Origin of the sequence: Paenibacillus albicereus (assembly GCF_012676905.1) — a bacterium.
GTDB classification, from domain to species: domain Bacteria; phylum Bacillota; class Bacilli; order Paenibacillales; family Paenibacillaceae; genus Paenibacillus_O; species Paenibacillus_O albicereus.
This window is the reverse complement of record NZ_CP051428.1, coordinates 4,196,131-4,217,463: the sequence shown is the minus strand read 5'-3', so window position 1 is coordinate 4,217,463 and position 21,333 is coordinate 4,196,131. Positions and strand designations below refer to the sequence as shown.

The window sequence follows — 21,333 nt, the reverse complement described above, 5'->3', positions numbered from 1 at the left end:
GATCCGGTCCGCATCAAGGAGGACGACAGCCGCAAGGTGGAGACTTACGGCCTCGGCATCGCGCCGTACTTCATCTCGATCGCGCTGTTCGTCGGCGGCCTGTTCTTCACGACCGTCATCTCCTCGCGCGATTCGTTCCAGCCGGACGCGACGCGGCTCGGCCGCTTCCTCAGCCGCACGGCGACGTACGTGCTGATGAGCGTCAGCCAGTCGCTGGCGGCGGTGCTGATCCTGCTGTACGGGCTGAAGCTCGACGTCGGGGACGTGCCTCTTTTCATCGCGTTCGTGTTCGCCGCGAGCCTGACCTTCACCCTCATCATCCAGGCGCTCGTCACCTGGGGCGATCAGGTCGGCCGCTACGTGGCCGTCCTCATCATGATCCTGCAGCTGACGTCCAGCGCGGGCACGTTCCCGAAGGAGCTGCTGCCCGACTGGATGCAGGCGGTCCATCCGTGGCTGCCGATGTCGCACAGCATTGCCGGCCTCAAGGCCGCCATCTCGAGCGGAGACTCGGCGGTCGTGTACGAGCAGCTGAGCTACCTGGGCATTTACGCCGCTGTCGCGCTTGCCTTTACCGGTCTGTACTTCGCGGTCAAGGCTCGTCGGACGACGGACGCCCCGCCTCTGGCGAGGGATGGCGCGATGCAAGCTTGATCCAATTCAAAGCGTCCGAACCGGCTGATGATTCAGCCGGTTCGGACGCTTTTTTGTTAGAAAGGCTGCGCCGCTTGGAGTACATGGGTAAGCGATTCCAACTGTTCAAAAACAGATGGACGACCAAGCTATATATCCATCTAATTCTTTCGTTGCCAGATTCTATCTTCGATGGTATAACGAGCATGTATGTATCCAAATGATCTGTCGGAGGAATAGTTATGGGGTGGAAAGCAACATACGCAACAAGCGCCATGGCGGCGGGACTGTCTCTGCTGCTGGCGGTAGGGCCGGCCTTCGGCGCGGCCGGAGCGGCAGGAGCCGGGCAGGCGGCATCGGGAGCAGGCAGCTCCGGCTACCTGGACATCAAGGGCCATTGGGCGGAGCAGCAGCTCTCTGTATGGGCGGCGGCGGGATGGCTGTCCGGTTACGGCAAAGGCGAGCTGCGTCCGGATCAGCCGATCAGCCGCAGCGAATTCGCGGCGCTCGTCAACCGGGCCTTCGCGCTGCAAGGAACGGCGCAGCTGTCGTTCAAGGACGTCAAGCCGCAAGCATGGGACTATGCCACGGTCTCGACGGCGGTATATGCGGGCTATGCTTCGGGCTATGAGGACGGCACGTTCCGCCCGGCGGGCCAAGTGACGCGCCAGGAGGCGGCGGTCATGCTCGGCAAGGCCTCGGGCATCGAGGCTTCCGCTGCGGAGCCTGCGTTCCGCGACAGGGCGAAGCTCGGCGCGTGGAGCCGGCCGTTCGTCGCGGCGCTCGCCGCGCAAGGCGTGCTCGGCGGCTATCCGGACGGCAGCTTCAAGCCGGCAGGCCGGCTGACGCGGGCCGAGGCCGTTACGGCCATCGGCAAGGCGGCTGAAGCGCGGAGCGGAGCCGCGTCCTACGCCAAGGCAGGCGTCTATGGCCCGGCCAGCGGCCAGAGCGAGGTCAAGGGAGACGTCCGCGTCGAAGCGGGCGGCGTCTCGCTGCGCAACCTGCGGGTGCGCGGCGACCTGATCGTCACGGAGGCGGTCGGCGAAGGAGACGTCACGCTGTCCGGCATCCAGGTGGATGGCAAGACGATCGTCCGCGGCGGCGGCGTTCGTTCCATTCATATCCTCAACAGCAATCTCGGCCACGTAGCGGTCGAAAAAACGTCCCCGGTCCGCTTGTCCCTCGAAGGGACGAGCCGTCTCGGCACGGTGACCGTGTCGCAGCAGTCTACAGGCTCTGTCGTCGCTCTCGGCGCGGGCAGCCGGATCGACGTGCTGCAGCTGGAGGGCAAGACATTCGTGTCCGGCCAGGGCACGGTGTCCCAGGCGAAGCTTTCGGAAGCGGCCAAGGACAGCGTCTTTGAAAAGGAGCCGGGCTCCAAGACGCTGCCGACGCCTAGCGCCTCGCCGAGCCCTACGCCTGGAGCCGGCGGGGGCGGCGGCTTCTTCCCTGGATTCCCCGGTGTGCCGGGCAATCCGAGTCCGAGCCCTACGGCGACGCCGACCGTGTCGCCGACCGCGACTCCTGTCCCGACTCCTCAGGCGACGCCGACGGCTACGCCAGCTTCGAGCGAATTCCTGACAAGCTTATCCATCGGGAACTATCCCCTCGTCCAGTTTGTGTCGGGCAAGTCTGGCTTCGATCCAAAAGTGATGGAGTACGACCTTGTCCTTCCGGTCGATTATGCTACGGGAGAGATTGAACTTACCGCTGCAACGAACGTTTCCGGCGCGAGGATCAGGCTGCTTGTGCGGGACGAGTTCATGGAGACGATTGCGGATTGGAAAGCTTTCGCCGGGGGCAAGACCAGCTATCTCCAGAACGCTCGCGAGAAGACCAACCTTTCCGTTTCGCTTGAAAAAGCGGATGGGGAGCTTCTGAGCGGATATTCCATCCGCGTGCTTTACGAGCCTACGCTGGCTGAAAAGACGAGGACAACCATCAACGGCGAAATAATCGTCCAGAAAATTTCCAGAGGCGCTACCGTGAGGACGTATCGTTCGGAATCGGATGCACAGCCCTATTCGGAAGTGACTCAGACAGAAGACGGGCGGGAAATCGGCATGACGCCTTTCGTCGGCATGGACTCGGATGTCCTGAAAGGACAGAAAGGGCAGTTCTGGATCAGCATCCAATATCCTGCCGAGCCGGAGCAGCCGCGCCAAAAGGTGGAGTATGACTTTTCGCCTCTGGCCAAAACGTCGGGAGGCCTCAAGGCGCGCAGCCTTACCGCGGCGGAGATGGAAGCCATCTATGGACCGTTCATAACCTTTAATGTCCAACTGCTGCGCGATCCTTCTTCGGAACTTCCTTCCGGAGCGGTATACTTGAAAACTTTCTGGTGGGACAGCTACCAACCATACTTTGATGCTCCGTTCGTTTCCATAGAGGAAGCCAGACAAGCGATGTTAGGAACACCGGTCTTGAGCAAGCTGGAAACGGCGCATCCTGTTCTTAGCGATTTCATCGGTTCGAAAGGCGCCGATTTTACAGGCGCGTTCAAGGTGTTCTACTACGACAAGGACCGGAAGCCGATTGGCTATGACTTCCTCCCTGTGGACGTCAAGGTCAATCTGACCTCGGCTCAAGTCATTCATGCGATCTCCCGCCTTCCCGTACCGGTGCAGCTGAAAGATATTCAGCCTGTTTATGAAGCACTTGAGCTTTACAACCGCTTGAGCGCGGAGGAGCAGAAGAAAGTCGTCAACTACAGCGTGCTGCAGGCAGCGCTGGCGGAGTTGGACCGCCTGAGCCAGCAATCGCAGAACTCGACCAAGCTGAGCTCGCTTTCCTTGTCGGACTTGGAATTCAGCGAACCGTTCAGCAATTGGAACACCTTCTACTCGGCGACAGGAAAGCTTGGCTTCGAGAAGAAAGAAGCTGTCCTGAGCCTGGGATACGACGAATCGATTTCGGAGGTCTATGTCTCGGTGCAAGGGCTGCATGCGGCACCGGTCCGGGTAGAAGGAAAAAGCTTCCGCTTCAACTATCCGCCGCAGCAGGGGCAGACCATCATGGTGACCGTAAAGTCCAAGCTCAACCAGAACGAGCAGTTTTACTGGCTTTCGGTTCGAAGCGAGTTGTCGATTCAGCTGACGACGTTCAGCGGCCTCGCTTCGGGTCTCAGGGAAGGCGTTGCGCTTCATGTATATGGCACGAAAGAAGACATCAATGCCTACGATGTCGTCCATGGAGCTGCTCCGTCTACAGAACCGGGCGCCTTCCCGGCAACGACATGGTTCCGCTTTCCGATCGACTCTTCAAAAGCCGGAAGCATATGGATCGCAACAGAAGAAAATGGGGTCCTGTCGGAACGAACGGAGAAAAAATACAATTTCAATGCGTTGCCGGAAATGACCGTCGATCAGCCGGTTTCCGCAACATCGGATGAGTTCAATCTCCAGATCCTGAATTATTTTGCGAATTCGCAAGGCTTCTTCAGCTACACGCAGCTCAGGGTCAACTCCGCGGCGCTTGATTCGTCCATCCGCTATGTCGCGCTGGCAAATGGGAATGACTCCGCTCCTTCTTACCAGCAGGCGGCGGACGTTAGCCAGTTCGCTCTGGCAAGCGGAAATTCCTTGATCGGCGGAGCGGCTGGAGACCATCCTGCTCCAGATGCGCAGCAACGCACTCTTTATCTCTACGATGCGAATTATCGCCCAATCGGTTTCACTCGCTTTTCCTACATGCCGCAAGCCGTCATTTTGCCGAGGGCGGTCAGCAATGCGATCGAGCAGATCCGCTTGAATGCAGAAAGGCAGGTGCTGGAACGCGCTGTGTCCCGCGCCCGCACCGCGTACGATCTGCTCGGCGAAGCAGACCGGCAGCAGGTGACCAACTACGCCAAGCTCGAGCAGGCGGAAACCTACCTTCGGCAGCAATGAACCGAACCTCCTCCAGCCGTCCTTTCCAGGACGGCTGTTTTTTTCTTATGTCCCTTTATGGCTTGAATAAAATGCCGGACTCCCTTCCCGCTCCGACAGGGATGCCCGCATCCCCGTCGAATGGAGAGGAGCAGGAGCGCGCAAGCGGCTGCTCCGCCTGGAAATCCATGTATTTGTGCGAATGGGTCGGAATAGACTACACTTATTAAGCAACTTAAAAAAATGGAGCGAAGAGGGAGGGAGCGGAGATGCTGGATCGCATGAACGGCTGGATCGACGCGCTCGTCGCCGCGAGCGGACTTGACGGGCCGGCCATCCTGCTGCTTACGATTCCGCTCGCCGTGCTGCAGGGGCTGTTCGGCCTATTTCCGTTCGCCACGATCATCCTCATCCATATCTCGATCCTCGGCATCGCGGGGGGCCTGCTCGCCAGCTGGCTCGCCGGCACGGTAGCCGCGCTCGTCGTCTACCTCCTGTTCCGCTACTTCTTCTACGGCAAGGTGCAGCGACGCTTCCAGGCGCGCCTCGCGCGCTACGAGCGCTATCAGGCGTCGCTCGACGAATACGGGGGCTGGATGGTCATCCTGCTGCGTACGATTCCGGTCATGCCGAACAACCTGATCTCGTTCATGTCGGCCGTCGCGCCGGTCAAGTTCATGCCTTATCTGTGGTCGTCGGTCATCGGCAACCTATCCCATATATGGATGTTCGGCCTCATTAGCAGCTCGCTGATTTTCCCCGGCCATGACCTCCGCCTGCTCATCTTCGCCTATCTCGCGTTCCTGCTTGTGCTGACGATCGCGTTCGCCGGGGTACGGGCGCGAAAAGCGTTCCGAAAAAGAAAAATGTTGCGGATGAGCGACGAGAAGCCATCCACAACGTTCCCTCTCTAGCGTTGTGGATAAGCTTGGGATAAACGAAAAAGAGCCCGTCGGACGGGCTCTTTTTTGCTTATTCACAGCTGTGGGCAACCGCTAGGTTTCGGTCCTGGATCTGGAGGGTAATACCAGTCCGTCGGCTTGACAACCACAATATATTGAGGTAAATTTAACTCCTAGCCTCTACATATGGATAATTAAGCACGAAGCGGACAAGCTGTCAAGTCCCAAAAATAGCCTTTGGCTGGACGCCCGCAGGCTCCTCTGACCATTGTCAGCCAGGATGCGCCGGACGCCGTCCGGCCAGCCGCATTCCGCGCGCGCCGACGCGGCGGGAGCGGCAATGCGGGCGCAGCCAGGATCGACAACTCAGGCAAGGCCCGGACGGAGAGCACCAAGGGATGGAACGCTCCGCTCGGGTTGTTTCGGCTGTTTTTACGAATCCCATTGGCCGTCGTTTGGCCGACCGAGCCCCGTACCCTCCCGGCGGAGGAGCCACTAGATCTAGTAGCGGGGCTTCGCCGGCTGCTCGGAAGCGGCATCGATCAACAAGAGAAGGAGTGGACCGCCATGCTTATCGCCTACACGTCCCGCACGGGCAACGTGCGCAAGTTTGTCAGCAAGCTCGGCTATCCGGCCGTGCAGATCAGCGACTCGACGACGATGGAAGAGCCGTTCGTCTTGGTCACCTATACGACGGGATTCGGCGAGGTGCCCCCGGCGGTCGACGCCTTCCTCGAAAAGAACCGAACTTATCTGCGCGGCGTATCGGCCAGCGGCAACCGCAACTGGGGAACCTGCTTCGCCGGCAGCGCGGACAAAGTATCGGAGCGGTACGAAGTGCCGGTCATCTGCAAGTTCGAGCTGTCGGGAACGGCTCGGGATGTCGAACAATTCATGCGGGAGGTGCAGCCCCTTGCGGCATATTGAGCTGAACAACGAGATCATGAAGCGCGGAGCGGACGGATTCTTCAAGCTGGAAAAGGACCGTGAAGCCGTGGCGGCGTTCATGGAGGAGGCCCGGGCCAAAAGCCCGGCATTCGGAAGCCATAAAGAAAAGATCGATTATCTGATCGAGAACGACTACTACGAGAACGTATACAAGCACTATTCCGAAGAAGAAGCGGTTTCCGTATTCGAGCTGGCCCATAGCCTCGAATTCGAGTTTCCTTCCTATATGGCGGCGTCCAAGTTCTATACGGACTATGCGATGCGCAGCAACGACCGCAGCCAGTTCCTGGAGCACTACCCGGACCGGGTGGCGATCACGGCCCTGCATCTCGGCCGCGGCGACGCGGAGCTCGCCAAGTCGCTGGCCGTCTCGATGATGGAGCAGCGCCTGCAGCCGGCGACGCCGACGTTCCTCAACGCCGGCAAGAGCCGCCGCGGCGAGATGGTCAGCTGCTTCCTGCTGGAGATGGACGACTCGCTCAACTCCATCAACTACAACCTCTCGACCTGCATGCAGCTGTCCAAGATCGGCGGCGGCGTAGCGGTCAACCTGAGCAAGCTGCGCGGGCGCGGCGAGCCGATCAAGGGCGTCGAAGGCGCGGCCAAGGGCATCATGCCGGTGCTCAAGCTGATGGAGGACGCCTTTTCCTACGCCGATCAGATGGGCCAGCGCAAGGGCTCCGGAGCGGCCTACTACAATATTTTCGGCTGGGACATCATGGAGTTCCTCGACAGCAAGAAGATCAACGCCGACGAGAAGACGCGCCTGAAGACGCTGTCGATCGGCCTGATCGTCCCGAACCGCTTCTACAAGCTCGCCGAGGACAACCAGCCGCTGCATGTGTTCGCTCCGTTCTCCGTCTTCAAGGCGTACGGCAAGCACCTCGACGACATGGACATGGACGAGATGTATGACGAGCTGATGGCCAATCCGGCCGTCCGCAAGAAGCTCATCATGGGCGCGCGCGACATGCTGGTCAAGATCGCGACGATCCAGCTGGAATCCGGCTATCCGTACATCATGAACAAGAGCAACGCCAACCGCTTCCATGCGCTCAAGGATATCGGCAGCATCAAGATGTCCAATCTGTGCACGGAAATCTACCAGCTGCAGGAGACGTCGGAGATCGGCGACTTCGGCGAGCCGGATACGATCCGCCGCGACATCAGCTGCAACCTGGCTTCGCTCAACATCGCGAACGTCATGGCGCACGGCAAGATTCGCGAGACGGTGCGGGAAGGCATCGCCGGCTTGACGTCCGTCAGCGACATGACGCGCGTCTCCAACGCGCCGGGCGTCGTCAAGGCCAACGAGGAGATGCACTCCGTCGGCCTCGGCGCGATGAACCTGCACGGCTATCTGGCCAAGATGAAGATCGCCTACGAAAGCCCGGAAGCCCGCGACTTCGTCCGCACGTTCTTCATGATGATGAACTTCTACTCGCTCGACAAGAGCTCGGACATCGCCGCCGAGAAGAACGAGCGCTTCCGCGACTACGACCGCTCGGAGTATGCCAAGGGCACGTACTTCGACCGCTACCTGGCGACGGACTACCGTCCCGTGACGGATCGGGTCAAGGAGCTGTTCGCCGGCATCGACATCCCGTCCCCGCAGGACTGGGCCGAGCTCAAGGCCAAGGTCGCCCGCCAAGGGCTGTACCATGCGTACCGCCTCGCGATCGCTCCGACGCAGAGCATCTCTTACGTGCAGAACGCCACCTCGAGCGTCATGCCGATCGTCGAGCCGATCGAGACGCGGACCTACGCGAACTCGACGACGTACTATCCGATGCCGTTCCTGTCGCAGGACAATTTCTTCTACTATAAATCGGCTTACGCGATGGACCAGTTCAAGGTCATCGACCTGATCGCCGAAATCCAGGAGCATGTCGACCAGGGCATCTCCGCCGTGCTGCACGTCAACAGCAGCGTGACGACGCGCGAGCTGGCCCGGTACTATCTGTACGCGGCCAAAAAGGGACTGAAGTCCCTCTACTACACCCGCACGAACCGGCTCGGCGTGGAGGAGTGCGTCAGCTGCGCGGTCTAACCTAAGGAGGAACCACCCATGAAACCGATCGATCTCGCCACGCCGGAAGCCCCGGCCTCTGGCGCCGCCGCTGCCGCGCCGCTGCGCGCCGTCAACTGGAACCGTCCCGACGACGACTTCACGGCGACGTTCTGGAGCCAGAACCTGATGCAGTTCTGGACGGACGAGGAGATTCCGCTGTCCGACGACAAGATGAGCTGGATGTACCTCAACGACCAGGAGCGCGACACGTACATGAAGGTGCTGGGCGGCCTGACGCTGCTCGATACGGTGCAGGGAGGCGTCGGCATGCCGAGCCTCGTCGAGCATGTCGAAGGCCTGCAGCGCAAGGCGGTGCTCGGCTTCATGGGCATGATGGAGCAGATCCACGCCAAGTCGTACAGCAGCATCTTCACGACGCTGGCATCGACGGAAGAGATCGACGCCGTATTCCGCTGGGTGGAGAAGCATCCGCAGCTGCAAAAGAAAGCCTCCGTCATCTCCGGCTATTACCGGAACATCGAGTCGCCTCGCGACCTGTACATGGCGATGGCCGCCTCCGTGCTGCTCGAGAGCTACTTGTTCTACAGCGGCTTCTTCTACCCGCTCTATCTGGCCGGCCAAGGCAAGATGACGAGCAGCGGGGAGATCATCGACCTGATCCTGCGGGACGAGAGCATCCACGGCCTGTACGTCGGCGTGCTGGCGCAGGAAGTGCATGCGTCGCTGAGCGAGCAGGAGCAGGCGGAGACGCTGCAGGAGCTGGACCGGCTGCTGCGCGAGCTGCATGCCAACGAGGAGCTGTACACGGACGAGCTCTATGCCGGCATCGGCCTGCAGGACGAGGTCAAGAAGTTCGTGCGCTACAACGCCAACAAGGCGATGATGAACCTGGGGCTGGAGCCGATCTTCGAGGACGAGGACATCAATCCGATCGTGCTCAACGGCATCAGCACCCGGACGAAGCAGCATGACTTCTTCTCCAAGAAGGGCAACGGCTACGTCCGTACGCTCAATGTCGAGCCGCTGCGCGACGAGGATTTCCGGTTCGACTTCTAAAATTCGTCCCTATAAGCAAACACCCCGAAAGACGCGGATGACGCGTCCTTGCGGGGTGTTTTTGATTTTGAAGAAAGGCGGTCTCGCAGCGCTATTCCTCTTCTTCCTCGATCAGCACCTGAACGGGATTGGACAGAGCTACGCGCGGGAGGCGTCCGCCCCCAGGCACGAGAATCTCATACCCCGAGGATGCGGAATTGACGACGACCGGATTCGGCGGCGCGAATAGGGCGAGCGCTTGGAACGCGACGATGACGGAGCTTCCTGCCGGCACCGTGCCGACGGGGATGCGGGAAGGCGTCACTTCGGCCGGCAAGGCCGCCCCGCTGACGGTCAGGCTGCCGGGAACGAAGCCAAGCCCGGCTGGCAGCGAGTCGTAGACAAAAACGTGATCGATCGGCTGCGGATTGGGGTTGAGCACGGCGAGCTCGAAGCGCACGGAGCCCCCGACGCCTACCGTCGACACGCTGGAGCGCTTGACGAGGGTGGCGAGCCCGAGTACGGGCACCGATACCGGATTGGTGGATACCGTCGCGGTGAAGGGACGTCCGTTCGGCAGCCGGAAGGTCAGATCGAGCCGGGCTTGATTGGTGAGCACGCCGCCCGGCGGGAAGGCCGTTACCTTCAGCTTGAAGGAGACGACGGCAGTGGATTTGGCCTCGACCGTACCGATGAACGCTCCCGTATACATGTTCACCCCCGGAACGGGAACGCCGTCCAGCAGCAGGCTGTTCTCCACGAAGACGCTGCCTTCCGGCAGGCGGTCGCTCCAGACGATGTCCCCGTTATAGTTGCCGACATTGGTGATGTCGACCTCGTACAGCACTTCGTCCCCGACGAAGGCGAACGGAGTCAATGCCCTCTTGGTCCCGGTGACCGACGGGATGGCGACCGAGACGACGACGAGATTCGAGAGCGAGGATACCGTCGAGCCTTCCGAGACGAAGGTAGCCGTCGCAAGATCGTCTACGTCGTAATCGGGCACGGCGAGGGCGACGATCTCCTCTGCAAAAGCGACGACGACCCGCTGGCCGGGGGCGAGCGTGCCGAGGCTGATGCCGGTCGCGATGCTGCCGGCGGCAGGGACGCCGTCCACGACCAGGCTGCCGGCGACGAATGCCGCGCCGGGGGTCGTCGTGTCGACAAGCACAACGTCCGGGGCGGGCGCGGAGGAGACGTTCTCGACGACGATCGTGTAGGTGACGCGATCGCCGACGAGAGCATAGCTTTGCGAAGCGGTTTTCTGGACGACGAGCTGTGAATTCGTCTCCACGATGCGGACCAGATTGGACAGCGCGGAGCCGGCCCCGGCAGCTCCCGACGGGGACGAGTACGTGAACGCGGCGGATGCTTGGTTGTCGAAAAATCCGTCCGGCGGCGATGCGGTCAGAAGCACGTCGTAGCTGACGGCGATGCTGTCTCCCGGCGCGACGGTGCCGGCGACGATGCCGGTCGTCGGATCGGCTCCCGGCACCGGGACGCCCTGGACCCGGGCCGTGCCGGGGACGAAATCGCTGTAGGCGTTGAGCGGGTCGACGATCGTGACGACCGCCGCGACGTTGCCGGTATTGGTCGCCGTGACCGAGTAGGAGACGACGTCTCCGACCGCGGCGACGAACGCGGAAGCCCGCTTCGTCAGGCCGATGACCGGCTGCAGGATATCGACGTCCGCCGGGTTGGACGGGATGTCGTACGGCGTGCCGAAGAACGTGAACGCAAGCGAGGCTTCGTTCGTCAGCACGGGCGGGTCCGGCAAGGTGACGACGGTCAGCTCGAACGTCACCGTTGACGTCGCGCCTGAAGCGAGCGTGCCGACGGAAATGCCGGCTGTCGGATCGGCGGCCGGAGCCGGCACGCCATTGACCGTGACGCTCCCGGCGACGAAGGCGTACCCGTCCGGCAGCGGATCGGTGAGAACGGCGTCCGCGATTGTGGCGATGCTCCGGTTCGTCGCCGTTACGGTAAAGGAAATCGTTTCGCCCACGATCGCGCCGGCTGCGCCGGCGGACTTGACGACGTCGACGCTGGGCGGATTGACTGGCGCGACGACCGGAATGATGACGGTATTGGAAGGCGTCTGTCCGGTCAGGATGCGTCCGTCCGGAGGCTGGTACGTATAGGCCGCGGTCGATTGATTGACGAGCTCGCCTTCGGGCGGAATGGAGGTCACCTGGACCTGGAACGTGACGACGGCGGACGTATCGGGAAGAAGAGCGCCGACGACGATGCCGGTGACGGGGCTTTGTCCCGGGGCGGACACGCCGCGGACCGTCACGCTGCCCGGAACGAACGTTGTCGCCGGGGGAAGCGGATCGGTGATGGTGACGCTCGCCAAGATGTTGCCGGTATTGGAGACGAGGAGCGTGTAGGTGACGATGCCTCCGAGCGGAGCCGGGGACGGATCGCCGCTTTTGACGAGCGAGAGGATCGGCTGGAAGACGGGAATTTTCACGATGTTGGACGGAACGAAGGTGGAGATGACCGGCGACCCAGGCGTCGGCTGATACGTATACGCGACGCGCCCCTGATCGTCCAGCGTTTCGCCGAACGGAATGGCCGTCACTTGATACTGGAAGGTCACGACGGCCGAGGCGCCTGCCGCCAGCGTGCCGACGGTCACGCCCGCATCCGGATTGGCGCCGGGCACGGGCATGCCGTTCAAGGTGACGCTGCCGGGCACGAAGGAGGCCGAGGTATCGTCGATGCTGTCCGTCACCTGCACGTCGCTGGCCGTCACGCTGCCGGTGTTGCGCACTGTCAGCGTATAGGTGATAATGTCGCCCACGACGGCATCGCCGGCCGACGCCGACTTGACGATCGTCAGGATCGGCTGCGCGATGTCGAGCTGGATGCCCACCGAGTCGACCAGATAGCCGTCTCCGTTCGTCGTCAGCTGGAAGACCGCGGAGGTCTGGGCGTTGAGCAGCGCGCCGGCGAGGCTGACGTTGGTGACGTCATAGCCTTGGCGGCCGGCGGGTATATTCGAGCCGGGGGTGCCGTTCAGCTGGTTGCGGCTCCCGAAGGTACCTGTCGTGACGAGCAGTCCGTTGTCGCCGTTGACCTGGGAGGCGAAGAAGTTGTTGGCGAAGTTGTTCGGGCCGGACAGCGTGGTGAGCGTCGCGGCCGTCGGGCCGAACTGGGCTTGGTCGCCTGTCTTGTTGGCGTCTCCTTCCTGGGCGCTGATCGCGGCTCGGCCGTCCAGCGGACCTTGAAAGGGAGTCGCGAAGCCGTTGACGACCGTGCTGACCGGTCCCGAGGTCGCCAAGATGACGACCGCCCCGACCCGAATCGACAGGTTGCGCAGCGGCATGGACGGATCCGCGTAAGCGACGGCAAGCGTCCAGACGGCATGGTTGGAAGTCGGATCGGGCACGACGATCGTGCCGACGACGCCGCTGGTCGTATAAGCCCCCGCACCGGCCGCCTGCACGATGGCGGTCACGTCCGCCGACCGGACGTAGGCATAGGCGGGAGGAAAGGGAGGGGTGTTGGAGAGCAGCACGTTGAACGCGGTAGCAGGGTCCGGGACGATGCTGGCGGGACCGACCGGCGTCGTCAGGCTGACGGGATCATCCACGAAAGCGCTGAAGTCGACGCCGTTGTTGATGTAGGTGCCGCCCCAGATCAGCTCGGCATACAGCACGCTGGCGCCGGCAGGAAGGTTCAGCAGCGCGGTCGAGCTGTTCTGCTGAAAATTCGACGTCGTCCCGGGCGGGTACAATCCGAAGGTCTGGGACGTATCGATCGTCGTGAAAGCTCCGATGCTGTCTATCGTGCCGGGCTGTCCGACCGTATCCGATCGGCTGAGGCCCAGCGTATTGCCCGCATACGTGATGGCACCATTCTGATTCAACAAGAAACGGTTGACAAAGGGCATGATGAAAAAGTCCTTTCTGCCGCTGCTGGCCGGCACGTCGTTCCGTTTTCAGATGTATGCGAAAAGCTGCGGAATATGAAGCAAAAAAAGCTCCCCCGATGCCCGGTCGGGGGAGCGGCGTCACCGGGCTCGACTACTTGAGCTCGATGATTTCGTTGATGTTTCGAATCTTCAGCGCGTCCGCAATGGAGCTTAGATGATAGATGTTGATCGTGCCGCGCTGCAGATGGCAGATTTCCGTGATGACGTTCGGACGCACGCCGGCCAGACGGGCCAGCGCTCCTTTGGTCAGCGGCTTGTACAGCCGTTTCGCGTCGCTGCTGAGCTCCGCGTAGGCACGGATCGGAAGAAGCGAATTCGTCGATTCGTCGATGAAATACTGGCGGATCAGCGTTTCCAGATTGCTCTGGATGCGATGGGTCGCTTTGTCATACGTGCTGGTTGTGCTCATAGCAAACTCCCTTTCCTTAATATGTAAGTCCAATGACCTAGTTGATTGTTATATCGGATTAATATCGGGAGATTTGTACTATTTTTATCACGATTTTTCATTTTTCTTTCTTTCTTACCGATTTTGATTTCCTCGAAAAGCGAACAAAAAGAGACCGCCGACCCATCCGAGCGAATCGGAGGAACGACGGTCTCTTTGGTTCGAGCCCTGTTGGGGCGGATGCGGTCAGAGCGGGCTCGCCGCGAACGGCTTGGACGAGCGGATCTCGCGGGCGGCGGCGACCATATTGCGAAGCGACGCGGCCGTTTCTTCGCGTCCGCGCGTCTTGAGGCCGCAGTCGGGATTGATCCAGAACAGCTCGGGATCGAGGCTGCGCAGCGAGCGCTCGATCATCGAGACCATCTCGGAGACGGACGGCACGCGCGGGCTGTGGATGTCGTAGACGCCGAGGCCGATGCCTTTTTCGTAGGTGTTCTCCTCGAAGCTGTGGATGAGCTCGCCATGCGAGCGGGACGTCTCGATCGAGATGACGTCGGCATCCAGGTCGCGAATTGTATCAATGATATCGGAGAACTCGCAATAGCACATATGGGTATGAATCTGCGTCGTATCGCTTACGCCGGTCGTGGCGAGGCGGAAGGCGTCGACCGCGCCGCGCAGCTCTTCGGGCCAGCGGCTTTTCTTGAGCGGCAGCCCTTCGCGCAGCGCCGGCTCGTCGACCTGGATCATGCCGATGCCGGCATGTTCCAGCACGGCGACCTCCTGGCGGAGCGCTAGCGCGATCTGCAGCGCCACCTCGCTGCGCGGCAGGTCATTGCGCACGAACGACCAGTTGAGGATCGTAATCGGGCCGGTGAGCATGCCTTTGACCGGCTTGCCGGTGAGCGACTGGGCATAGACGGTTTCCTGGACCGTCATCGGATCGACGAAGTCCACATCGCCGTAGATGACCGGAGGCTTCACGCAGCGGGAGCCGTACGACTGCACCCAGCCGTTCGAGGTGAAGGCGAAGCCGGCGAGCTTCTCTCCGAAAAACTCGACCATGTCGGTGCGCTCGAACTCGCCGTGCACGAGCACGTCGAGGCCGATCTCTTCCTGCAGCGAGATCCAGTCCTGGATCTGCTCGCGGATGAACGTCTCGTACGAGGCTTCGTCCAGCGTGCCCTTGCGCCATTTGGCGCGGGCGGAACGGATCTCCGCCGTCTGCGGGAAGCTGCCGATCGTCGTCGTCGGCAGCAGCGGCAGCCGCCAGCGCTCTTGCTGCTCGGCGCGGCGCTCGGCGAAGGCGCTTGTCCGCTCGGAGCGCTTGCCTCCATGCTGCTCCACGCTATCCCGCACCGCCGCCACGCGGCGCTCCGGCAGCGCGTTCAGCGCGGCCAGCGTCTCGCGGCTCGCGGCGAAGCCGGCGGTCACCGTCTCGCTCTGCTCGTCCGCATCAAGCGAGGCGGCAGCGGCGAGCAGCGCCAGCTCGGCAAGCTTCTCGTCGGCACCGGCCAGCGCGCCCTGCAGCGCAGGGTCGAGCTTGGCTTCGCCGGAGAGGGAGACCGGCACATGCAGCAGGCTGCTCGACGGCTGCAGCAGCAGGCGCTCGGCCGGCACGGCGGCTTGCAGCTGGCGGACGAGCGCCAGCGCCGCGTCGAGGTCGGCGCGCCAGATGCCGCGGCCGTCGAGGATGCCGGCGGCCAGCGTCAGGCCGTCCGGGAAGCCGTGCTCGGCGATCGCCTGCAGGTTGCGGCCGCGGTCATGCACGAAGTCGAGGCCGACGGCGGCGACCGGCAGGCTCGTCAGCGTTTTGTAGTCGTCCGGCGCGTCGAAGTACGTCTGCACGATCAGCTTCAGCTCGGGAGCCGCCTTCGCCAGCTCGGCGTAGATGCGCTGCAGGCGCGCCGCATCCCCTTCGGCGAGATCGCCGCAGACGACCGGCTCGTCCAGCTGCGCCCAAGCGGCTCCGGCTGCCTGGAGCTCGGCCAGCACCTGGCCGTACAGCGGCAGCAGGCGGTCCAGCCACGCGTCCGTCTCGGAAGCGGCATAGCCCTTGGACAGCTTGAGGAACGTCAGCGGTCCGATCAGCACCGGCTTGCCGTCGATACCGAGCTTCTGCTTGGCCTCGCGGTACGCCTGCAGCGGCAGGTTGGCCGTGAGGGCCGGCTCCGCGCCGCCGAGCTCAGGCACGATATAGTGGTAGTTCGTGTTGAACCACTTCGTCATCTCGCAGGCCGTCGCGGAAGCGTTGCCCCGAGCCATCGAGAAGTACAGCGAGAGCGATACTTCCCCGCCTGCATAGCCGTAGCGCTGCGGCACGATGCCGAACATCGCCGCCGTATCCAGCACGCGGTCATAAAACGTGAAGTCGCCGACCGGGATCAGGTCCAGGCCCGACTGCTGCTGGCGGCGCAGCCGCTCCAGGCGGATCGCTTCCATCTCCTCTTGGAACTGCGGCTCCTCGATCTTGCCGGACCAGAACGCCTCCAGCGTCTTTTTCCACTCCCGATTCTCCCCGATATTGGGGTAGCCGAGGCTGCTGCTCTTCACCGTGCTGCCCATCGCTTCCAACCTCCTGTGCAGGCCGTACGCCTGTCTCGAATATAGGCTTCATTATGCCGAAGAGACGGCGATCTGCCTAATTGCAAATAGGAATAGCTGGCTATAGTCTGAGGCTAGGCGCCATAAAAAATCATTGTTGCCTCGCCTTCGGAGGCTTATAATGTTAGATAATCTAACATGAGAATGGGGCTCGCGGCTGGAAGGAAGCAGCCGGACGAAGAGCGAACAAGGGGGGCGCAGGCATGCACATGACGGTCGAAGAGGCGCTGTCCGTATATCCGCTGTCGGAGGGCAGGCTCGTCGCGGGGGCCGCAGGCAAGGGGAGGATCGTGAAGTCCGTCAACGTCATGGACGCGCCGGATATCTGGGATTGGATCAAAGAAGGCGAGATGCTGCTTACGACCGGTTATCTCATCAAGGACGATCCCGAAGGAGGGGCGGGGCTGCTGCGCCAGCTCGACCGCCGAGGCTCGTCGGGGCTCGGCATCAAGCCGGGACGCTTCTGGCCGGAGATTCCGGCGGAGCTCATCGCGGCGGCCGACGAGCTCGGGTTCCCGCTGATCGAGCTCCCGTACGCCTACACGTTCTCCGATCAGATGAACGGGCTGTACCGGGCGGAGATGCAGCGCAGCACCAACGCCTTGCAGGCCGCGCTGGAGAAGCAGAAGCAGCTCCTGCGCTTCGCCATGCAAAGCGATCCGATCCGGCATCTGCTGGACGAGATCGCGGGCGTCGTCGGCTATCCGCTCGCCGTCGTCGACCGCAGCGGCGAGATGATCTACAATTCCAGCCGCGCGGAGGCGGCGGAGCTGCTGCAGGGCTGGCCGTGGACGGCGGGACGCCATCCGTGGACGAAGGGCGCCGGCTGGCACTGCTACCGGATTCCGCTGGAGGCGGACGGCGGAGCGGGAGCGGACATCCAGGGCTTCGCCTGCTTCGTGACGGAGGAGCCTTTTTTCACCACGCTGGAGGAGAGCCTGTTCCGTCAGGCGGCGGAGCTGATCGCCTACCAGCTGGAAGCGCGCCACGCGGCAGCCGGCAGCGCGGCCCGCAGCTATGAAGCGCTCGTCCGGAGCTATCTGGAGGGCGGCATCGCCGCCTCCGAGCTGGCGGCGCACTCCGGGGCGGCCGGGGCGGCGGCGATGGCCGGCGCGTATGTGCCCGTGCTGACCGACGCGGGCTCGGCGCCGGACGAGGCGGGATGGGAAGCGCGCCTGGAGCGGGCGCGGCTTGAGTATGCCCGGCATCCGGAGCTCGGGCGCAGCGGCGCGCTGCATGTGCGGCTCCAGGAAGGGCTGCTCTCGCTGTTCCCGGAGCCGGCCGCGGGGAGCGGGCTGGAGGCCGGGCTGGCCGCTTGCGCGGCGAGCCTGCGCAAGGCGTCGGGCGGCGCGGCGCGGATCGTCGTCGGCAGCCGCCGCACGGGCGAGGCCGCGCTTGCCGGCGCTTGGGCGGAGCTGCGCGAAGCGCTGCGCACGGCGCGCCGCTGGGGCGTGGCGGAGGCGGTCATTCCGGCCCGGCGGATGGAGCTGGCGGCATTGTTCGAGGACGTGCCGGGAAGCCGGATCGCCGCTTATTGCGACCGGGTGCTGGAGGGACTGCTGCGCAAGGAGCCGGAGTACAGCCAGGAGATGCTGCGCACGCTCGAGGTGTATCTCGAGCAGGACGGCCAGCTGGCCGAGACGGCCAAAAAGCTCTACATCCACCGCAACACCGCCTCGTATCGGCTGGAGCGGATCAGCGAGCTGCTCGGCGTCGACCTCAAGAAGACGGACGACCTGCTGCGGCTGAAGCTGGCGTTCCAGCTGCGCGGCATGGCGGCGAGAGCCGTCGATCCGGCCCCTGCGGCACCGGCGGCGAAATCGGGCGTTCGGGCCCCTGCCGCACCGGCGAGCAAAGCCGTCGATCCGGCCCCTGCGGCACCGGCGGCGAAATCAGGCGTTCGGGCACATGCCGCTCCGGCGAGCAAAGCCGTTGATCCCGCCCTTGCCGCACCGGCGGCGAAATCGGGCGTTCGCGCACATGCCGCCCCGGCGAGCAAAGCCGTCGATCCGGTGCCTGCCGCCGTCCGATCCGCGAGCCGGAAGTAGGGAGGGAGGCGCTCCAGCGTGGACTGATAGAGAGGGGGATGAGGGATGGACGCAGGACGAGTGCTGGAAGGCTGGGACGGATCGGAGCCGCTCGTGCTGGCGACGATCGTGAAGACGATCGGCCACTCCTATCGCAAGCCAGGAGCGTGCATGCTGCTGGGACGCGGCGGCCTCAGACGCGGGAGCATCAGCCCCGGCTGCCTGGAGGCGGATCTGGCGCAGCGCGCCGAGCTGCTGCTGGATGAAGCGGAGCGCGGCAAGGAAGGCGGACCGGGCTGGCAGCGCATTCTCTACGACATGAGCTCGCCGGATGATCTGCTGTGGGGCGAAGCGACCGGCTGCGGAGGCTCGCTTACGGTTCTGCTGGAGCGTATCGAAGGCGCGCTGGCGGCCGTGCTGCGGGAGGCGGCCGGCCAGGGCGAGGAGCGATGGCTGGAGCGCCGGCTGCAGCAGGGGCGCATCGCCTATCGGCTGCTCGCTCAGCCGCTGCGGCCTGCGGAGGCTGCGGACGCTGCGGACGCTGCGGACAGGGACATGGTCCGCTATGTGACGCATCTAGCGGAGCGCCCGCGGCTGATCCTGTTCGGCGCCGGCGATGACAGCATTCCCATCGCCGAGCTGGCGCAGCGTGCAGGGTTCCGCGTCGTGGTCGCGGATTGGCGGGAAGCGTTGTGCGCGCCGGAGCGGTTCCCGGGCTGCGAGCTGCGCTGCGGCACGCCGGAGGAGCTGCTGGGCGAGCTGCGCATCGGCCCGGCCGACTATATGCTGCTGTGCAGCCATAGGTTCCGCTTCGAGCGCGAGCTGCTGGAGCGCCTGGCGATGGAGCCGCCGCATTATGCCGGCGTGCTCGGCTCCCGCCGCCGGATCGCGCTGCTGCTGGACGGCCTCGACTATCCGGGCCTGCTCTCGGGTCCGGTCGGGCTCGACATCGGCGGCGACGGCGCCGAGGAGATCGCCCTCAGCATCGCGGCGGAGCTCGTCGCCGTCCGCAGGCGTGGCGTGCTGCCGCAGCCCGCGCTGGCCCGAGCTGCGGCAGCGGCTGTGCCGCTGGTGAGCCTGCGCGAGGAAGCGAGAGTCGCTGCGGCTGCGAGCGACGGGAATGGCGGGGAGGCTGTGCTTGCCGAGGCAGTCGGTCTTGCTGGCGGCAGGAGATCTGAGACGAGTCCTCCCGCTGCCGAGGCCTTGGCGCTGCCAAGCGGCGAGCGCGACGCCGCGGATTCGTTTGCTCGCGGCAGGAGCCTGGAGACACGATCCTTCGTCTCAGAGGCGGGACTTGCGGACAGCTGCCTGCTCCGGCCGGGGCGCGTCTTGGCCGAGAACGGCGGCTTCCGGTGAAGGCCCATCGGAGTCAGGGAGCCGGGAACGTGCCGCGCGATGCGTCAGGCGAAAGAGGCGTGCTGCCCGGCAGGCTTGGCAAAGGAGGCGTGTCGCCCGGCTGCTCCGACGGCGCGAGCGGGCCGCCGCTGCGGGCCGTCGGCATCTGCCTCGCGGCAGGAGCCGGCTCGCGAATGGGCGGAGCCAAGCCTGCGCGCGAGCTGGTGCCGGGCATCAGCCTCGGCTCGGCGGTGCTGAGCGAGCTCGCGGCGTGCGGCGTCGAGCGGGTGGTGGCCGTTATGCGGCCTGGCGACGACGGGATGTGGCTGCCGGATGCGGCAGATCCTGGGGGAGCCGAGTCGGCCGCGCTGGCCGGCCGGCGCCCCCTGATCGAGCGGGCGGATTGCTCCGACGCCGATCGGGGCATGGCGCATTCGCTGCGCTGCGGCCTTGCCGCCGCGATCGGCGGGAGCGGCGACGAGCGGCGGCTAGGCCCCAACGGGATGGGAGACGTGGATGGAACAGAGCTGGATGGTGAGGGGATGGAAACGGACGCTGCGGAAGTGAAGCCGGATGCCGACGGGATGGAGACAGTCGCCGCGGAGTTGAAGGTGGATACTGACCCGACGAATTCGGACGTGGACGGGATGAAACCAGCCGCGGCAGGAGTAAAGGCGGATGCAGACGAAATGGAGCCGTATGCAGACGAAATGAAGCCGTATGCAGACGAAATGAAGCCGGGCGGCGCTTGCGGGACAAGGCTGGACGCAAGCGGAACGAGTCCGGACGTGGTCCTGATTGCGCTGGCGGACCAGCCCTTCGTGGACGCGGCTTTGATGCGGCGCCTCCTCGCTCGCCTGGCCGAGTGTCCGGAGCTGGATTGGACGGCATGTGGCGGAGCGGACGGGACGCCCGTGCCTCCTGTAGCGCTTCGGTCCACCATGTTCGGCGCAGTCCGACGCTTGAGCGGCGATCAAGGCGCCCGGAAGCTTTTGCGGGACGAATCTTTCCATGGCGAGACCCTGCTCGATGTGCCGATGCGGATGCTCCTCGACGCCGATATCCCGGAAGAGCTGGAGCGGCTGCGGCAAGCATGGAAGTCGATGTTTTTAGGCAGACCGGCGGACGCAGCAGCAGATCTAACGAAACTACAGGACGCTATTCGGGCGAAATGACCGGGTTTTGAATGCTAACGAAACTGACGAGCGCTATTTAGTCGAAAACAGGTGATTTTACTGCCAATCCGGTCGAATAGCGCTCCTGAGTTTCGTTAGCTGTTCTGAAGAGGCGAAAAAGGGGGAATAGCGCTCCTGAGTATCGTTAGCCTGTTCACCGCAGGAGCAGAGGGCGAGGAGGCCAGGACGTTCGTGTACCATAGCCTGCCGAAAAAGCGCTAGGAGCGAGCCGGCGGCACTGGCGGGACGAGCTGGCCGCGTTGCCGGGGCCGAGCCGGCCGTGCTGCCGGACCGAGCCAGCCGCGTTGCCGGGGCCGATCCGGCCGTGCTGGCGGGATCGAGCCAGCCGCGTTGCCGGACCAAGCTAGCCGCGTTGCCGGGGCCGAGCCGGCCGTGCTCCGGGATCGAGCCGGCCGTGCTGCCGGGGCCGAGCCGGCCGTTGCTGCCG

General features: G+C 63.7%; 12 protein-coding genes and 1 pseudogene. 10 read left to right on the top strand and 3 right to left on the bottom strand.

The features are described from left to right. The first annotated feature begins 36 nt into the window (after nucleotides 1-36). The 7 genes and pseudogenes from HGI30_RS23685 (at nucleotide 37) to nrdF (ending at nucleotide 9,437) form a co-directional block, all read left to right on the top strand. Entirely contained in the window at nucleotides 37-654 is a 618-nt protein-coding gene (locus tag HGI30_RS23685; RefSeq protein WP_407945045.1) for a YhgE/Pip family protein, read from the top strand. 221 nt (nucleotides 655-875) lie between these two features. Next, a pseudogene (locus tag HGI30_RS23680) lies at nucleotides 876-1,301 on the top strand (S-layer homology domain-containing protein); the annotation flags it as partial. Between the two features lie 15 nt (nucleotides 1,302-1,316). Next, nucleotides 1,317-4,520: an S-layer homology domain-containing protein gene (locus HGI30_RS23480; RefSeq protein WP_268957809.1), complete on the top strand. Its 3,204-nt coding sequence runs from the start codon at nucleotides 1,317-1,319 to the stop codon at nucleotides 4,518-4,520. A gap of 248 nt (nucleotides 4,521-4,768) precedes the next feature. After that, complete coding sequence (locus tag HGI30_RS18990; RefSeq protein ID WP_235680196.1) at nucleotides 4,769-5,413, top strand: TVP38/TMEM64 family protein; 645 nt, start codon at nucleotides 4,769-4,771, stop codon at nucleotides 5,411-5,413. A 555-nt stretch (nucleotides 5,414-5,968) separates the two neighbouring features. Further along, the gene (nrdI, locus tag HGI30_RS18985; RefSeq protein WP_168908981.1) at nucleotides 5,969-6,328 is read left to right on the top strand and encodes a class Ib ribonucleoside-diphosphate reductase assembly flavoprotein NrdI; all 360 of its coding nucleotides are present in this window, start codon (nucleotides 5,969-5,971) and stop codon (nucleotides 6,326-6,328) included. Next, nucleotides 6,315-8,399 (top strand): class 1b ribonucleoside-diphosphate reductase subunit alpha, encoded by a 2,085-nt coding sequence (gene nrdE, locus HGI30_RS18980; protein ID WP_168908980.1) that lies wholly within the window; start codon nucleotides 6,315-6,317, stop codon nucleotides 8,397-8,399. The genes nrdI and nrdE overlap by 14 nt, the downstream gene beginning before the upstream one ends. 81 nt (nucleotides 8,400-8,480) lie before the next feature. Then, on the top strand, nucleotides 8,481-9,437 hold the full coding sequence (gene nrdF, locus HGI30_RS18975) for a class 1b ribonucleoside-diphosphate reductase subunit beta (RefSeq protein WP_168909978.1): 957 nt from the start codon (nucleotides 8,481-8,483) through the stop codon (nucleotides 9,435-9,437). A gap of 91 nt (nucleotides 9,438-9,528) precedes the next feature. On the opposite strand, the gene HGI30_RS18970 is transcribed toward nrdF, so the two are convergent. The 3 genes from HGI30_RS18970 to metE all read right to left on the bottom strand — a co-directional run bounded on the left by HGI30_RS18970 (nucleotide 9,529) and on the right by metE (nucleotide 16,309). Continuing rightward, the gene (locus HGI30_RS18970) at nucleotides 9,529-13,314 is read right to left on the bottom strand and encodes a DUF7507 domain-containing protein (RefSeq protein ID WP_168908979.1); all 3,786 of its coding nucleotides are present in this window, start codon (nucleotides 13,312-13,314) and stop codon (nucleotides 9,529-9,531) included. A gap of 133 nt (nucleotides 13,315-13,447) precedes the next feature. Continuing rightward, nucleotides 13,448-13,765, bottom strand: coding sequence for a hypothetical protein (locus tag HGI30_RS23335; protein ID WP_235680195.1), 318 nt, complete (start codon nucleotides 13,763-13,765; stop codon nucleotides 13,448-13,450). Nucleotides 13,766-13,990: 225 nt separating this feature from the next. Then, nucleotides 13,991-16,309, bottom strand: coding sequence for a 5-methyltetrahydropteroyltriglutamate--homocysteine S-methyltransferase (gene metE / locus HGI30_RS18960; RefSeq protein WP_168908978.1), 2,319 nt, complete (start codon nucleotides 16,307-16,309; stop codon nucleotides 13,991-13,993). A gap of 242 nt (nucleotides 16,310-16,551) precedes the next feature. On the opposite strand from metE, the gene HGI30_RS18955 reads away from it, so the two are divergent. The 3 genes from HGI30_RS18955 to HGI30_RS18945 are packed head-to-tail and all read left to right on the top strand — an operon-like array spanning nucleotide 16,552 to nucleotide 20,885. Beyond that, nucleotides 16,552-18,396 (top strand): PucR family transcriptional regulator, encoded by a 1,845-nt coding sequence (locus tag HGI30_RS18955; RefSeq protein WP_206109947.1) that lies wholly within the window; start codon nucleotides 16,552-16,554, stop codon nucleotides 18,394-18,396. A 45-nt stretch (nucleotides 18,397-18,441) separates the two neighbouring features. Continuing rightward, a complete protein-coding gene (locus HGI30_RS18950) occupies nucleotides 18,442-19,731 on the top strand; it encodes an XdhC family protein (RefSeq protein ID WP_168908977.1) in 1,290 nt (429 codons plus the stop codon). Beyond that, nucleotides 19,728-20,885, top strand: coding sequence for a nucleotidyltransferase family protein (locus tag HGI30_RS18945; RefSeq protein ID WP_328805168.1), 1,158 nt, complete (start codon nucleotides 19,728-19,730; stop codon nucleotides 20,883-20,885). Before HGI30_RS18950 ends, HGI30_RS18945 begins: the two co-directional genes overlap by 4 nt. The last annotated feature ends 448 nt before the right edge of the window (nucleotides 20,886-21,333 follow it).